Raw genomic sequence first — 16,745 nt, 5'->3', positions numbered from 1 at the left:
TTGTGCACGATTTTTATTTCTACCGGGAGAAAATGCTATTCTTATCCCAGACATAAAAAGGAAACAGGATGGTGAAAAGGATATGGAAGAGAAGAAGAAAAAGCTCACGTATACTACGCTGCAAAACCTGCGCTATGCACTTTCCAAATGGTGGGGATGGGACAGCAGGGGGCTGGTACAGGCATTTTCCAGAATACCGTGCGTAGTACTGATTCCGCTGATGGGAATATTGCTTCCAAGAGAGGTAATCAACTGCGTAACGGAAGGGGCGGCCTATGGGAGGCTGGCGGTAACTCTTGTGATTTTTACAGCATTATTGTGCGCCCTGCACATGTATGACAAATACATTGCACAGGGAAAGCTTTTTGCCATCGGGCTGAAAAACCGGATGAATTATATGTATCTGTGGGCGGAAAAGATTTTTACCACGGATTTTCCAAATATTGAAAGCAGCGGCGGTCAGAGGAAAAAGGAAAAGGCGCTGCAGTTTCTATATCAGAGCTCGGCGGGCGGGGAAGCGGTAGTGGACTGTGTTGTGGGAATCTGCGGAGATGCCCTGGGCCTGATTATCTACGCGGGAATTGTATCATCCATTCATCCTGCAGTGCTTCCGGCGCTTGTGCTTATGTCCGCGCTCATATATATTGCGGGCCGGATTATTAAGAAGCTGGAGCTTGGAATCCGGGATGAATCGGCGGATCTGGAGCGGAAGCTGAATTATCTGTTTGCTGCCCCCACAGACTTTGCCGCGGGGAAGGATCTGCGGATATATAAAATCAGCCGGTGGTTCGGCGGACTGTTTTCCATATATTTTCCGGCCATGATAAAGCTGTGTGCAAGAAATGAGCTGTGGTGGTTCGCGGATGATGTACTGCAAGGGATTCTGAATCTTCTGCGTGACGGCGCATGCTATCTGCTGCTGATACGTATGGTGCTGGAGGGCAGCATTACCCCGGGGGATTTTACCATGTATTTCGGCGCGGTGGCAGGAGTTTCCCAGTGGCTTAACGATATCACTAAACAGGTGGAAAAAATCAACCGTTTCAGCGTACAGTGCTGTGAATTCCGGGATTTCCTGGAGATGCCGGACGGATTTGTCAATGACGGGAAGGAATGCCTGGATACGGAGGGAAACAGGCCCGTGGATATTACGTTTGAGCATGTTTTTTTCCGTTATCCGGACGCGGAGGCGGATACGCTTCGTGATCTGAATTTCCATATCAGGGCCGGTGAAAAGCTGGCGCTGGTGGGTTTGAACGGCGCAGGGAAAACAACCTGTGTCAAGCTTATGTGCGGGCTGTATCATCCTACCGGAGGAAGAATTATGATTAATGGTAAGGATATGTCGAAGCTGAGCAGGGATGAGTACTATCGGCTTTTTTCCGTGGTGTTCCAGGAAGCAAATTTCATGCCCTTTACCATAGCCCAGAATGTTTCGGGCGCCATGGAGGATATGGACAGGGAGCGGGTTAAAAGCTGCCTGGAGCTGGCAGGCCTGTGGGACAGGGTACAAAAGCTGCCTTATGGAATGGATTCCCTGCTGAACCGGGAGCTGAATGAGGATGGGGTAGAGCTGTCCGGCGGGGAAAGGCAGAAGCTTCTGCTGGCAAAGGCACTGTATAAAAAGGCGTTTGTTGTTATCCTGGATGAACCTACGGCCGCACTGGATCCCATCGCTGAAAATGAACTTTATCAAAGCTATGGGGAGCTGACAGAAGGAAGGACTTCACTCTATATTTCCCACAGGCTTTCCAGCACCCGGTTCTGCGACCGTATTTTGTTTCTTGAGAACGGAAGGGTTACGGAGACGGGGAATCACGAAGCGCTTATGGCGGCCAAAGGCGCTTATGCCCATATGTATGAGGTTCAGAGCCATTATTATAAGAAAAAAGCGGAAGGGAGGCCTGTGGTATGAAAACGGAAAAAAGGGAACGCTACAAATATCAGATGCATCTGCTGCTGCGCCTGATCAAAATTTACCACGGCTTTGCGCCTGAGCTTTGGTGGTGCGTAACAGCGCAGGCCATGCTGCAGGTTGCCGGTCCTTTTGTGAATCTGTATTTCAGTGCCAGAATCCTGAATGAGCTGATAGGAGGCAGGGATGCGCAGAGGCTGGGAAGCTATGTACTGCTTACGCTTATATGCAACCTGACCATTTTTTTATTCTCACAGGGAATCGGGAAAATAAACAGCGTCGCCCAGAGTAAGGTGATGTGGAAGGAACTGCGTAGTGTGGGAGATACATTCCTGAAGACCGACTTTGAAAACCTGGGAGATGCGGGATATCAGAATAAGAAAAGGTACTATCTGGAAAGAAGGACGATGGATGGAGCCCTGTGCTGGGGGACAATCTACAATGTGCAGAGGATGGTGAAAGGGATTTGCACCATTGCGGCTTCGGTTGTTTTTGCTGTACCGGCTTTTCTGGATTATGGTGGGGGGACCTCTTTTTTTACCTCTGGTTTGGCTTCCCTGCTGATGCTGCTTCTTCTGGCTGGAGCGTTGGTATGTACTGTGTGCCTGAATCACAGGCAGACGGAAAGGGAGATGCAGTTTTATAAGGAATTCATGGAGGGAAACCGGAGTTTTGCTTACTATTCTGGAGAATGTACGCAATATAAATATGGGAAGGAGATTCGTCTTTATGGGGAAGAAAAGCTTCTTCTGGAAGGATTGAAAAAGTCCCTGGATATAGACAGGCTGGGAAAAAAGGGTCTTCTTACCGGTTTTTATGAAATGATGAAGGCGGGCCTGGGCATGCTTCTGAGCGGCTGTGTTTATTTTTTCATAGGGGCGAGAGCCATTGCAGGCGCCTTCGGCGCCGGAATGATAGTACAGTATGTGGGGGCTGTGACACAGTTTACCGGAGGTTTTTCCGAGATGGCCGGCGGCCTGGCGGAACTGCGGGGAGAGACTCCTTTTATTGAAAATTATCTTGGGATTCTTGATTCCAGGCCTGTGAAATATCAGGGCAGCATTCCTGTGGAAAAAAGGGATGACAATGAATTTGAAATAGAATTCAGGGATGTGAGCTTCAGGTATCCTGGTTCCTCAGATTGGGCGCTGCGGCATCTTTCCCTGAAGCTGCGGATTGGTGAGCATCTTGCCGTAGTCGGGAGAAACGGCAGCGGCAAAACCACTTTTATCAAGCTTCTCTGCCGTCTGTATGATCCCACGGAGGGAGAAATCCTTCTGAATGGAATCGATATCCGCAAATATAATTATGAGGAATATCTGGAACTGTTTTCCGTGGTATTCCAGGATTTCCGGCTGTTTTCTTTTTCACTGGGACAGAATGTGGCTGCGGCTGTGGATATAGACCGGGAAAGGGCGGCGTCCAGCCTGGGGCAGATCGGCTTCGGGGACAGGCTGAAGGAAATGGCCAGAGGGCTTGATACGCCTTTATACCGGGATTTTGATAAGGATGGTGTGGAGATATCAGGCGGGGAGGCGCAGAAGATTGCGCTGGCCAGGGCCTTATATAAGGATGCGCCCTTTATTATCCTGGATGAGCCGACGGCTGCGCTTGATCCTATTGCAGAGTATGAGATTTATTCGGGTTTTGAAAAGCTGGTGGGCGGCAAGAGCGCCGTTTATATTTCCCACCGCCTTTCCTCCTGCCGGTTCTGCGATGATATTGCAGTCTTTGAGGAAGGACGATTGGTCCAGAGGGGCGGACATGAGGAGCTACTGGCCGGGGAAGACAGTCTGTATGCACGTTTGTGGAACGCACAGGCGCAGTACTACGCAGAGCATACGGAGGAAGAGGATACGCTTGGAATGGAACCGGTATATGTCTCATAAGTAAGAATGAGGAAAACGGAAATCCGGCTGTCCTGAAATTTGAATTTCAGATAGCCGGATTGTTTTTTCCGGACTGTTACAGTTATTAACAACATTTTTTGGACGGTTTTAAAAAATACTTCTTAAACAACCAGCTTGTATAGGAAGGGGATTTCTGTTATAGTAACTTCATCGGGAAAAGTCACTTTCCCTAATTATTCTTATATCATATTTTTTAACGGCATTTCGCCAAAAGTTTCATTAACCAGCTGAAAAAAGATTGAGAGATACGGAAAGAATGCGTATAATAATATCAGAAGATCACTCTTTCCATCCTTTCCGTATTGGAAAGGAGTGCAGAGAGTGAAAATAATATCACCCAAATACGATTATTGCGCAAAGGAGCTTTTCCGGAATGAGGTAGTGCGCAACCATTTTTTAAGCGATATACTGGAAATACCAGTGGAGGAAATACGCTCCTCCCGGCTGCTGAATACGTTTTTGTGGAAGCGGTACCGCGGCCAGAAGCAGGGGATTCTGGATGTGCTGATTGAGCTTAACAATAATATCAAAATTAATATTGAAATCCAGGTAAAGGCCAGCGCCGACTGGGACAAACGGCAGCTGTTTTATCTTGCAAAGATCTTTACGGCGGAGGCGAATAAGGGGGAAGATTATTCCCGGCTCAGGCGCTGCGTGGCCATCAGTATCCTGGATTTCAACCTGAGTGACGGCCCGGAATACCACACCGTATATCTTTTCAGGGACAAAAACGGGATCCCATACTCCGATATGATGGAGATACATACGCTGGAATTAAGGAAGAACCTGGTGGGACAGAATCGGATGAATGACTGGATTCGTCTGTTTAATGCGGAAAGCGAGGAGGATTTGGATATGATAAAGACAGAAAATGCAGGGATTCTTGAAGCAATTCGTGAGGTGAAGGTTATGAGTCTGAGCAAGCGGCTGCGCGCCCATTATGAAGCGCATATGAAGGATGTACGGGACCGGAAGGCGAGGGAGAAGTATGTGCGCCAGGAGGGCGAAAAAGAAGGGTTCGAAAAAGGGCTGCAGAAGGGGATGAATAAGGGGATAGAGATTTTTATCTCAGATAATCTGGAAGAAGGAAAAAGCAGACAGCAGATTATTGAAAAGCTGGTAAACAGATTCGGGCTGTCGGAAAGTGACGCCATAGTGCTTGTAGAAAAACATACGGAAGGATTGAAAATGCAAGGTAACAGTTCAGGCAGGTTTGCTCATTCACTGCGCAAACCGTGAGAAAACATAATGCCAGCAGGCATCCGCCCCTCGCCAAAGGCGACTTATCATGGGCGGATGCAGTAACAGTTCGGCCGAAGGCTGAACTGTTGTTACTGTTCACTCCGTGACCAGTAACTGTATAAATCCATTAAAAATTGCCAACGGCAATGGGATTTATACACTCTTGAATCACTTTCTTACGTACTGTGCAGTAAATGCACAGTACTGAGTGAACAGTAACCTGAACTGTTACAATGCAAGATTGAAAATACCCTAAATGCTTGACAAAACCCAGCATTTCGCCTAATATCAATACGTATACAGATTTGGCAAAGAAGAGGAAAAGTAAGCTGTAAGCTTTTCAGCAGAGAGAAAACCACAGGTGGAAGGTTTTTGTAAAGCGGCGGCCCAACCGGCCTCGGAGCCTTATGCGAAAGAAAGACATGCCGTGAAGAGTTGTTTTTAAGTGACTGTGTGTGGGAAACGGACAGTTACATTTTGGGCATATGCTTTCCCCAAGCATAACGTAAATCCGGCGTTAACGGAGCAGTTGAGAGAATACGCGAAGGCGTATTAAACAGGGTGGTACCGCCGGTTTTCCGGTCCCTTTGTCCAGGTTTTGGGAATCTGGGCGGGGATGGAAAACGGCGGTTTTTTTGACGGCAGAATCCGGACAGGCGCCGGAATGCATGCTGTGAAGGAACTGAACCGTAAAAGCAAATGCAATTGTAAGAAAAGGAGAAGAAGAAATGGCTGACAAGAAACTGGTGGAAGCAATAACTTCCATGGATGAAGATTTTGCCCAATGGTACACCGACGTAGTAAAGAAAGCGGAGCTGATCGACTATACCAGCGTAAAGGGCTGCATGGTTATCAAACCGGCAGGCTACGCTATCTGGGAGCTGATCCAGAAGCAGCTGGATGAGAGATTTAAGGCAACCGGCGTGGAGAACGTATATCTTCCCATGTTCATACCGGAAAGCCTGCTGCAGAAGGAAAAGGATCATGTGGAGGGCTTTGCGCCCGAGGTGGCATGGGTAACCCACGGAGGGCTTCAGCCGCTGCAGGAGCGCCTGTGCGTGCGTCCCACCTCAGAAACCCTTTTCTGTGATTTTTATAAAAATGACATTCATTCCTATAGAGATCTCCCGAAGGTATATAACCAGTGGTGCTCCGTTGTCCGCTGGGAGAAGGAAACCAGGCCGTTCCTGCGTTCCCGCGAATTCCTCTGGCAGGAGGGACATACCGCCCATGCCACTATGGAGGAAGCGGAGGAGCGCACGATTCAGATGCTGAACATTTATGCGGACTTCTGCGAGCAGGTTCTGGCCATGCCCGTAATTAAAGGACGTAAGACGGATAAGGAAAAATTCGCAGGTGCAGAATCCACCTACACTATCGAAGCGCTGATGCATGACGGAAAAGCTTTGCAGTCAGGGACAAGCCATAATTTCGGAGACGGCTTTGCGAAAGCATTCGGCATCCAGTTTACGGACAGAGACAATACATTGAAATACGTTTACCAGACCTCCTGGGGAATGACCACTCGCCTGATTGGCGCGATCATCATGGTACACGGTGACAATTCCGGACTGGTACTGCCGCCCAAAGTAGCGCCCACCCAGATCATGATCATCCCTATCCAGCAGAAGAAGGAAGGCGTTCTGGATACTGCTTACCAGCTCAGGGACAGACTGGGCAACTTCCGCGTAAAGGTGGATGATTCCGATAAGAGCCCCGGATGGAAGTTCTCCGAGCAGGAAATGCGTGGCATCCCGATCCGTGTGGAAATCGGCCCCAAGGATATTGAAGCAGGAAAGTGCGTCATCTGCCGCAGGGATACCAGGGAAAAGATTGAGGTTGCCCTGGATGAGCTGGAAGTAAAGGCAGGAGAGCTTCTGGAGCAGATTCAGAAGGATATGCTGGAACGCGCCCGCGCCCACAGGGATTCCCATACCTATACGGCGCGGAATATGGAGGAGCTGGAGGAAATACTGAACAGCAAGCCCGGCTTCGTAAAGGCCATGTGGTGCGGCGACCAGGCCTGCGAGGATACCATTAAGGAAAAATTCGCAGCAACCAGCCGCTGTATGCCCTTTGAACAGGAGCAGATTTCCCATACATGTGTCTGCTGCGGAAAACCGGCCAAAAGGATGGTTTACTGGGGAAGAGCATATTGATTTCCGAATTTGAATAAATAAAGGCAGCCATAGGCTGCATTATATGATAAAAGCTGGAGGAAGGAAAAAGGTAATTCCATCCTTCGGCTTTTTCAGTCTGAAATTTGCCGCTGTTTACTTTGGTGAAGCAACGAAGTATAATGTAATGGGATAAGTTTGAAATAATTCCCATCCAGAAAAAAGTATGATAGAATATTCTCATAGGATCGAGCCAAAGGCAGGCCCAAGGGCCGGCGGAAGTCAAGTCGCCAAATGGACAAGAGAACCTTCGGTTCTCTGCGAGTGCATCCGTTTGACTCGTTGTCCGCGGAAATAATCTGTAGGAGGAAATTGGAAGATGAAGGTTTTGGTTATTAACTGCGGCAGTTCTTCCCTGAAATATCAGCTGATTGACAGCGACAGGGAAGAGGTGCTTGCGAAGGGGTTATGTGAGAGAATCGGCATAGATGGCAGCAACATCGCCCATCAGCCGGCCGGCGGGGAAAAGGTGAAGGAAGAGGCGGCAATGCCTGATCATACAGCGGCGGTCAAGCTGGTTATCAGTAAGCTTACGGACGAGAAGGTGGGAGTCATCCGTTCCCTGACGGAAATAGATGCCGTAGGGCACCGTATGGTGCATGGAGGAGAGAATTTCTCCGGTTCCGTGATCATCAATGATGAAGTAATTAAGGCCATAGAGGACTGCAATGATCTGGCGCCGTTACATAACCCGGCCAACCTTATCGGCGTGAGATCCTGCCAGGTAATTATGCCGGGTGTGCCGATGGTCGCGGTATTTGACACAGCCTTCCATCAGACCATGCCGGAAAAAGCATACCTGTACGGCCTGCCCTACGATTATTATAAGAAATATAAAATCAGACGCTATGGCTTCCATGGGACCAGCCACGATTTTGTATCAAAAAGAGCTGCCGAAATACTGGGAAAAGACAGAAAGGATCTGAAAATCATCGTTTGCCACTTAGGCAACGGAGCATCCGTATCCGCTGTAAAATACGGGGAATCCGTGGATACCTCCATGGGACTGACACCGCTGGAGGGCCTGATTATGGGCACCCGCAGCGGCGACCTAGATCCCGCCATCATTTCCTTCCTGGCGGAAAAGGAAGGTATGACAGCCTCCCAGGTGATCGATGTATGCAATAAAAAATCGGGCGTGCTTGGGCTTTCCGACGGATATTCCAGTGACTTCCGTGACCTGGTCCAGGCTTCTGAGTCGGGAAATGAGCAGGCAAAGCATGCGCTGGAGGCCTATGCCTACCGTGTAGGCAAATATATCGGCGCCTATGCAGCGGCCATGAACGGCGTGGATGTTATCGTATTTACAGCCGGTGTAGGTGAGAACAATGCGGAGGTTCGTGCCATGATCGGAGAATACATCGGTTATCTCGGCACCAACATCGATCCGGAAAGAAATAAAGTACGGGGCGAGGAAATCATCCTTTCCGACGAAGGCGGCGCAGTGGTTACCATGGTGGTTCCCACCAACGAAGAGCTGGCCATCGCCCGTGAAACAGTCAGACTCGTAAAATGAGCATCATGATCTGATGAGAATGAGGGGTGCCATACAGGCGCCCCTTTTCTCTGAAAAAAGAGCAGCGCCGGTAATGCAGCCTGCTTCCCATAAGGAGAACGTATTTATGAACAACGAATATATAGCAAGTGTAAATTCCGGGTTCTTTTACCTGTTGGTTGCCGGCGTCCTTCTTTTTATTACGATAATGTGTTTTGTTTATCTGATAAAGAGCTACCGGGCGGGCCTGGCGATAGGAATGGATAAAAAGGTGCTCAAAAGAGCGATTATTTCCAGCGCTACCTTTACCATACTGCCCAGCATCAGCATCCTTCTGGGCGTCATCGCCCTGAGCGGAACGCTGGGAGTGCCCTTTTCCTGGCTGCGCCTGTCCGTTATCGGAGCGCTCCAGTATGAGCTTAACGTCGCTGAAATCGCGGCGCAGAGCATCGGCCTGTCCGGTCTGAAGCTTTCCGAAATGAGCATGTCAGCTTTTGTAACCATTTCTCTGGTAATGACGATTGGGATTCTGGGCGGCGTCATCTGCTGCATCCTTTTCCTGAAAAAATATCTGGGCAAAATCCAGAAGGCCCCCAAAGCAAAAACGGAAGGCAAGCCCGGCTTCGGCGACCATGCAACCACCTGTATGTTTGTAGGGCTGTGCGGCGCTTATATCGGCTCTTATGTGGGCACGTTGACGAGCAGCGGAAATTATGTACCACTTGCTGTTGCCGCCGTATCGGCAGCGTTTATGGCAGTATTTGAATATTTCACCAACAAAAAGGGCATGGCCGTGCTGGATAACTTCAGCATGGCGGTGAGCATGCTGGCGGGTATGGCCGCTGCTGTAATCATGAGCCTGGTTTAGGGAGGAGTGAAAAGAATGGAAGAAAAAAAGATGCAGCAGCCACAGGGCAGCGAAGTACAGAAGCAGGCCTTTCTGGAGGATTTTAACAAGGGACTTCACCGCATCGGCAGATGTATGCTGATCGTGAGTATTATCCTGCTGGTGGGCGTACCCTTTGTTATCGGGGCAATCAATGGAGTAACACCCAGCCTGAAGGGTTTTCTGGTAGGCTTTGCCAAGGTGGGGATCATCTATATCCCGGTAGCCATTGTGGAATTTCTGGTATATACTCCCATGCTTGGCGTTGGCGGCAGCTACTTGGCCTTTATCACGGGAAATGTGACGAATATGAAGATCCCCTGTGCAATGAATGCCAGGGATATCGCCAAAACAAAGGTGGGGACACCGGAAAATGAGATTATTTCCACCATCAGCGTGGCAACCAGCGCCATCGTTACCACACTGGTTATCGTAGCGGGAGTCATTTTGATGATTCCGCTCCGCCCGGTACTGGAAAATCCCGTGCTTGTGCCGGCTTTTGACAATGTAGTGCCCGCCCTGTTCGGTGCGCTGGGACTGAAATATTTTATGAAGAGCCCGAAAATTGCGGCCATTCCGGTACTGTCCATGACACTGCTGTGTGTACTGGTGCCCGCAGCCATTTCCCAGACCAGCCTTCTGATGATTCCGGCAGGCGGGATGGCACTGCTGATTGGGTGGATTCTGTTCAGGAAAGGAAAGCTGTAAGCAACAGCTGAGGGTTGTGTCCGTTTGGAACCGTAACAGCCGGAGGCAAAACGGAAGCTGTAAAAAAAGGAGGGAGAAGTATATGACAGGAAGCATATTACTGGGGATTTTTATTATTATTCTGGTGCTCGCTGCTATTCTTGTGGTGAGGACGTGCAGCAGGCAGCCCACAGAGGCCATGAACGCCATTGTGGAGCTGGACAAGGGGCCAAGGGCGCAGGAGTACGGATCACAGCTTGCGAAAATGATTCAGAAGGAAACCGTTTCCAGCCGTTTTGATTCAGACAAAACCAAATATTATGAGTTCCATGAAATCCTGGAGGAGCTTTTTCCACTGGTACATAAAACCTGTGAAAAACATGTTTTCAACGGCAGTCTTCTTTTCAAATGGAGCGGGAAGGGAAAGGCGGAGCCGATCCTTCTTATGAGCCATCAGGACGTGGTGGAGGCCAACGGCAGCTGGGAGCATGAACCCTTCAGCGGTTATATTGACGGGGAGGGAAAGCTCTGGGGGCGCGGTACTGTGGATACAAAGGGCAGCCTGTACTGCATTTTCCGTTCGGTGGAGGAGCTGATTTCGGAAGGCTTCCAGCCTGAGGGGGACGTATATATTGCCAGCAGCTGTACGGAGGAGTTCAGCGGCGAAGGCGCGCCCCTTACCGTGGAATACCTGAAAAATCAGGGCATAAAGCTTTCCCTGCTGATCGATGAAGGCGGCATGATTATGGAGGAGCCAATCGGCGGCGTAAAGGGAACGTATGCGATGGTAGGCGTCCTGGAAAAGGGCTACGGAGATCTGAAGTTTATTGCAAAAGGCAAAGGCGGCCATGCCAGCGCTCCCGATAAAAATACGCCGCTGGTCCGTCTTGGGAAATTCATTACGGATGTGGAGAAGCAGGATCCCTTCACCAGTGAATTCAATCCGACTGTGCTGGAAATGTTCCGCCGCGTTACACCCAATATGAATTTCGGGATGAAGCTTGTATTTTCCAACCTGTGGCTGTTTAAACCGCTTCTGAAGAAGCTGATGCCCGTTATCAGCCCTCCGGGCGCGGCCATGCTGCATACCACCATTGCTTTCACTATGGCAAAAGGGGCGGATGGGCTGAATGTGCTGCCGCAGGAAGCTTTTGTTACGGCAAACCTGCGTTTTATACCGCACCAGTCTACGGATGAGAGCATTGAATTAATCAGTGAAAAAGCAAAACGATATGACTTGGAAACCGAGGTCATTTATAAGGACTACCCCTGCCCTGTGGTAAATTATGAAGGCGATGCCTTTAAGAAGGTGGAACAGGCCATCCATGAAATTTATCCGGGAGTCGGCGTCAGCCCTTATGTAATGACCGGGGGAACCGATGCCAAATATTATAAGGATATTTGTGATAACTGCATCCGTTTTGCGCCGCTTTATATTAATAAGCAGCAGTATGAAAGCATTCATGGGGTAAATGAAAATATTTATATCGGAGCGCTTCCCATGGGGGTTGATTTCTATAAGAAGATCATTCGTAATTAGTCAGTCGGTTCGGCATGTTTTGTGTGTTGAAGAAAATTGAAGGGCTATTTCTATATTATTGTTTTAGGAGAAACAGGACTGGTGGTGTGTATGCAACTTGGTGTTGTGCATAATTCCGGTCTTGTTTCTTTTTTTATGAGGTGTAATAATACACTAAAATAATAGGCAGAATTTAGATATTTGAAATTAGTAATTGTACATAATTTATATAAAAATATAATTATAAAGAAGTATATTGACAATATGCGCATAATTGTTCTATAATCTAGTTAACCGCTTAACCTAGTTAACCGGTTAAAAATGCATTTGAATAATAATCCGGAAACAGGAACCTCAAGAGGATATATTTATGAAAGAAAAAGCGACAATCCGCGATGTGGCTGCGGCGGCGGGCGTATCGGCTGCAACGGTATCTTATGTATTAAACGGGAAGAAGAAAGTTTCAGAACAGACAAGAGATGTGGTGCTGGATGTAATACGCCGTATGGAGTATGTGCCGGATCTGAATGCACGGGGACTTTCCATTAAAGATACAAAGCTTATTGGTGTGGTGGTTCCCCAGACAGAGCCGGGAAGCACGCTGATGTTCCGCAATAATTTTTACAGTGAAATTCTGGGGAGCATAGAATTTCACGCCAGACAGAATGGTTATCATGTACTGATATCAGCAACGGATGTGACAGAGGATTATCTGAATCTGATTCGGGAACGTAATCTGGATGGAGTAATTATTATTGGAACCTATCAGAATGAGTTTTTAAGTCAGCTTAATCAGCTGGATGTTCCGGTAGTGCTGGTGGACAGTTACTGTAAGTATGACTGGTTTCATGAGATCCGTATTGATGACCAGAAGAGTTCTTATATGGCTGCCAGATATGTACTGGAGGCAGGACACAGGAAGATCGCACTAGTTTCCGGCATCCTGCATGAGGATGGGGTAATGAATAAGCGTTTCAAAGGCTATCAGGAGGCACTTGCCGATTTTGGAATTCCTTATCGTCCGGAATACGTTTTTGAAGGAAATGTAGATTATGACAGCGGTGTTGATATTGCCGGACGGATTGCCCGGGAGAAAGTGGATGTAACTGCGGTAGTGGCAACAGCTGATATTTTTGCCATAGGACTGATAAAAGGTTTTTATGAGATGGGAATCAGGGTGCCGGAGGATATATCCATTATCGGATTTGACGATTTGGATATATCCGCATATCTTACGCCTGGCCTTACAACAATCAAGCAGCATATATCCCTGAAGGGGGAGCGGGCAGTCAGCCTTCTGGTACAGAATATGGCGGATCCGAATATGGCAAAGGTGGAGGAGGTACTTCCGGTGCGCCTGGTAGAGCGTGCGAGCGTAAAGAGGATGGAACCTGAAAAAAGACGTTAGTTGGAAGGGAATGATTAGTGGAGAAGGAGTTATGGAAGAAAGAATTATGGAGACAGGACCCTGCATATGGGAACTGGAGTTAAGAGGAGGCCATAAGGCTGTGCTGCAAAGAAAATGCGGCGGCAGCGGGGATCATCTGTATATAGAAATCCCGTATGCAGGAGCTTATGGCATGGGAGAAAAATATAACGGACTGAACCAAAAAGGGAAGAAGGCCGTAAACCAGGTGACGGAGAAATTTTGCCATCAGGGAGAAAATACCTATCTGTCAGCACCTTTTTTTGTAACGGATACAGGTCTTGGCATATATGTAGAGACGAGGGAAAAGACAGAATTTAATTTTGAAGCCAGAATTGAATGCATATTTCCTTCAGATGCCATGGTACATGTGTTTACAGGTACGCCGTCGGAAATTATTGCGGGGTATATGAAATGCTTCGGGCCGGCCAAGCTGCCTCCGAAATACAGCTTTGGTATTTGGGTTTCAGCAAACCACTGGAATACGCAGAAAGCGGTGGAGGAGCAGCTGCGGCTGATGGATGAATATCATTTTCCTGCCAGTGTCCTGGTGTTGGAGGCATGGAGCGATGAGGCCACATTTTATATCTGGAATGGTGCAGGTTATGAACCTAAGGAGGGAGGCAAGGCACATGAGGCTAAAGAATTTGATTTTACAAAAAGCAGTATGTGGCCGGATCCACGGAAAATGATTGACACGCTGCATGAAAGAGGTATCCACCTTGTTCTCTGGCAGATTCCTGTCTATAAAAAGCAGGCAGCGGAGGAAGTCAGCTGCAGACAGTTAGAGCTGGATAAAGAGGATGCTCTGCATCGGGGTTTGTGTGTGTTTAGAAAGGACGGGAGTCCTTATGAGATTCCGGAAGGCTTCTGGTTTTCAGGATCATTGATACCGGACTTTACGAATCCGGAGAGTAAAAATACATGGTTTGAAAAACGCCGATATCTGCTGGATATGGGTGTGGATGGATTTAAGACAGATGGCGGTGAATTCATTCATGAAGATGACCTGGTTTTCTGTCGGCAATTGAGTGGAGCAGAGGCACAAAACAGCTACGCCCAGACTTATACGGAGGCCTATACAGAATTCTTAAGAAAGGACAAGGTGCTTTTTTCCAGAGCAGGCTTTGCCGGCGCTCACAGAACTCCAATTCACTGGGGAGGAGATCAGCAGTCGGAAAATGGGGAGCTGTACAGTGTCCTTCAGGCAGGATTGTCAGCGGCAATGACAGGGATTCCGTTCTGGAGTTTTGATATTGCAGGCTTTGCCGGAGAACTTCCCACGCCGGATTTATACCGAAGGGCAACGCAGTTTTCCTGCTTTGCGCCTGTGATGCAGTGGCATTCCGAACCGGACGGAGGGCAGTTTCGGGATTTAATGCCGGGGATGGAAGGAAATAATGAGAGAAGCCCGTGGAATATTGCCAGAGCATGGGGATGTCCTGAATTTGTGAATGAAATGAGATTCTGGCACAGACTGCGCATGAATCTTCTGCCTTATCTTTACAGCACGGCTATTCTGTGCTGCAGAGAATACAGGCCGATGATGCGCCCATTGATCTATGAATGGCCGGAGGATAGAGAGGCAGTATGTACGGAGGATGAATATCTGCTGGGTAAAAGCCTGCTGGTAGCTCCGTTATTGGAAGAAGAACAGTATAAACGACAGATATGGCTTCCGGAAGGAAACTGGTATGGTTTGTTTACTCATAGAAAATATGAAGGAAGCCGTCATATTATATCTGAAGAAAGATTTCCGGTTTACCTCCGGTCCGGTTGTGCACTGGCATTGAAGGGCGGAGCACGGGAAGGGCTGGCAGCGGATACGGGGAATGAAACCGGAAAAACAGTGGATTTGCATTTTATGTTGGCCGGTAATTCGGGGGAAGAACATTTTTGGGATGAAGCAGGAGAAATTAACATTTGCTGGGACAGGCAGGGAGTTACCATAGAAGGAATGGGGGAAAGGCAGATTACCTGGGAAAAAATTCAGGAAACATAATTTTACGCAAAGTTAACCGGTTCAATTTTAAGTTGAGCAGGCTGAAACATCAGATTTTCATTATATGATTGGAATGTGCGCCGGAGCGTACAGAAGGGAGAAAAAATGAAGAGAAATATCAAAAAGTTACTGGCAATGGCAGTGAGTGCATCTATGCTCGTAATGTTTGCAGGCTGCGGCAATGCTGAAACAACGGCAGAGAGCCCGGCGGCACAGGAGACGGCTGCAAAGACAGAGACAGCGCAGCCGGAGGCTGAGACGGTGGACATTACTTCGCAGGGAGATTCCCCGGAGGAAGTGACTATTACATATGCTAATTTTAATGCTTCCGGCAGCAATGAGGAAACGCTTCAGAAAATGTATGATGCCTTTCATGAGGAGTTCCCTAATATTACTGTGCAGATTGAGACAATTGGCTATGATGATTATTTTACCCAGATGCAGACCCGTGTGGCAGGAGGGACAGCGCCGGATTGTTATGAACTGAATATTGAGAATTTTGCTGCCTATGCAAATAAAGGAGCATTGGCGGAGTTAACCGGAATAGATACTGCAGGTTATGATGAGACAGCGCTGAGCGCTTTTAATTTGGATGGAAAACAGTATGGGGTTCCCGGTAATTTCTCTAATGTTGTTTTGATTTATAATAAGGATTTGTTCGATCAGGCAAAGCAGGATTATCCTTCTGATGATTGGACCTGGGATGATGCGCTGAAGGCTGCGAAAGCTATCAGAGCTTTGGATGAGAATACTTATGGTATTTATCAGCCGATTACCTTCAATGAATTTTTCAAGGTCGCAGCACAGTACGGCGGCAGCATCCTGAGCGAGGATAAATCCGCATTTACAATTAATTCGGAAGAAAACCTGAAAGCCGCAGAAATGATGATTAATAAGGTGACAGAGAGTAACGTACAGCCGAATGAAGAGCAAATGGGGGGAATGGGTGACTGGGATTTGTTCCAAAGCGGCCGTCTGGGAATGATTCCTACCGGTATCTGGGCTTTTTCAACCTTTACGGAAGGGTGTGATTTTGCATGGGATATCTGTGTGGAGCCCGGAGGAACACAGAAAGCAACCCATTTTTTCAGCAATGCCCTTGTAGTGAATGAGAAGAGTGAGAAAAAAGAAGCGGCAGCTGCATGGATCAACTGGCTGGCATCAAGTGATAAAGCTGCACAGATAAGAATCGAAGCAGGTTGGGATCTTCCTGCTGTTAACAATCAGGAAGTGCTTTCAGGTTATCTTGCGATTACACCTCCCGAAAACCGTCAGGCGGTGTTTGATTCCCTGAACTACCTTGTAGTTGCGCCTATTATTGAAGATTATTCTTTAATGTCTGATATTATTACGGATAAACTTTCCATGGCGGCATCCGGAAAGCTTACTGTTAAGGAAGCACTTGATCAGGCGCAGAGCGAATGTGAGGCACAGATTACACTTAAGTAATACTGATTCCGGGAAATAATAGGAACGCGGCGGCCCG

Annotated in this window: 11 protein-coding genes and 1 other annotated feature; all 11 genes read left to right on the top strand. The window is 48.1% G+C overall.

What is annotated here, in order from left to right:
• The first annotated feature begins 82 nt into the window (after window positions 1-82).
• The 11 genes from FYJ45_RS07095 (at window position 83) to FYJ45_RS07045 (ending at window position 16,708) form a co-directional block, all read left to right on the top strand.
• On the top strand, window positions 83-1,915 hold the full coding sequence (locus FYJ45_RS07095) for an ABC transporter ATP-binding protein (protein WP_154464042.1): 1,833 nt from the start codon (window positions 83-85) through the stop codon (window positions 1,913-1,915).
• Window positions 1,912-3,804: an ABC transporter ATP-binding protein gene (locus tag FYJ45_RS30465; protein ID WP_154464041.1), complete on the top strand. Its 1,893-nt coding sequence runs from the start codon at window positions 1,912-1,914 to the stop codon at window positions 3,802-3,804. The genes FYJ45_RS07095 and FYJ45_RS30465 overlap by 4 nt, the downstream gene beginning before the upstream one ends.
• Before the next feature lie 342 nt (window positions 3,805-4,146).
• On the top strand, window positions 4,147-5,064 hold the full coding sequence (locus FYJ45_RS07085; protein ID WP_154464040.1) for an Rpn family recombination-promoting nuclease/putative transposase: 918 nt from the start codon (window positions 4,147-4,149) through the stop codon (window positions 5,062-5,064).
• A 305-nt stretch (window positions 5,065-5,369) separates the two neighbouring features.
• Window positions 5,370-5,657: a binding site (T-box leader), on the top strand.
• Window positions 5,658-5,795: 138 nt separating this feature from the next.
• On the top strand, window positions 5,796-7,226 hold the full coding sequence (gene proS / locus FYJ45_RS07080; RefSeq protein WP_154464039.1) for a proline--tRNA ligase: 1,431 nt from the start codon (window positions 5,796-5,798) through the stop codon (window positions 7,224-7,226).
• 337 nt (window positions 7,227-7,563) lie between these two features.
• On the top strand, window positions 7,564-8,760 hold the full coding sequence (locus FYJ45_RS07075) for an acetate kinase (RefSeq protein WP_154464038.1): 1,197 nt from the start codon (window positions 7,564-7,566) through the stop codon (window positions 8,758-8,760).
• Between the two features lie 106 nt (window positions 8,761-8,866).
• On the top strand, window positions 8,867-9,607 hold the full coding sequence (locus FYJ45_RS07070) for a DUF5058 family protein (RefSeq protein WP_195841706.1): 741 nt from the start codon (window positions 8,867-8,869) through the stop codon (window positions 9,605-9,607).
• A gap of 15 nt (window positions 9,608-9,622) precedes the next feature.
• Window positions 9,623-10,333: a hypothetical protein gene (locus FYJ45_RS07065; protein ID WP_154464036.1), complete on the top strand. Its 711-nt coding sequence runs from the start codon at window positions 9,623-9,625 to the stop codon at window positions 10,331-10,333.
• An 82-nt stretch (window positions 10,334-10,415) separates the two neighbouring features.
• A complete protein-coding gene (locus FYJ45_RS07060) occupies window positions 10,416-11,852 on the top strand; it encodes a M20/M25/M40 family metallo-hydrolase (RefSeq protein WP_154464035.1) in 1,437 nt (478 codons plus the stop codon).
• A 349-nt stretch (window positions 11,853-12,201) separates the two neighbouring features.
• The gene (locus FYJ45_RS07055) at window positions 12,202-13,239 is read left to right on the top strand and encodes a LacI family DNA-binding transcriptional regulator (RefSeq protein WP_154464034.1); all 1,038 of its coding nucleotides are present in this window, start codon (window positions 12,202-12,204) and stop codon (window positions 13,237-13,239) included.
• Window positions 13,240-13,270: 31 nt separating this feature from the next.
• Window positions 13,271-15,259, top strand: a complete 1,989-nt coding sequence (locus FYJ45_RS07050; RefSeq protein WP_154464033.1) for a glycoside hydrolase family 31 protein — start codon at window positions 13,271-13,273, stop codon at window positions 15,257-15,259.
• 105 nt (window positions 15,260-15,364) lie between these two features.
• A complete protein-coding gene (locus FYJ45_RS07045) occupies window positions 15,365-16,708 on the top strand; it encodes an ABC transporter substrate-binding protein (RefSeq protein WP_235930666.1) in 1,344 nt (447 codons plus the stop codon).
• Window positions 16,709-16,745 lie beyond the last annotated feature (37 nt).

The organism is Eisenbergiella porci (assembly GCF_009696275.1).
Classification (GTDB): domain Bacteria; phylum Bacillota; class Clostridia; order Lachnospirales; family Lachnospiraceae; genus Eisenbergiella; species Eisenbergiella porci.
This window is presented reverse-complemented; position numbering and strand designations above follow the sequence as displayed.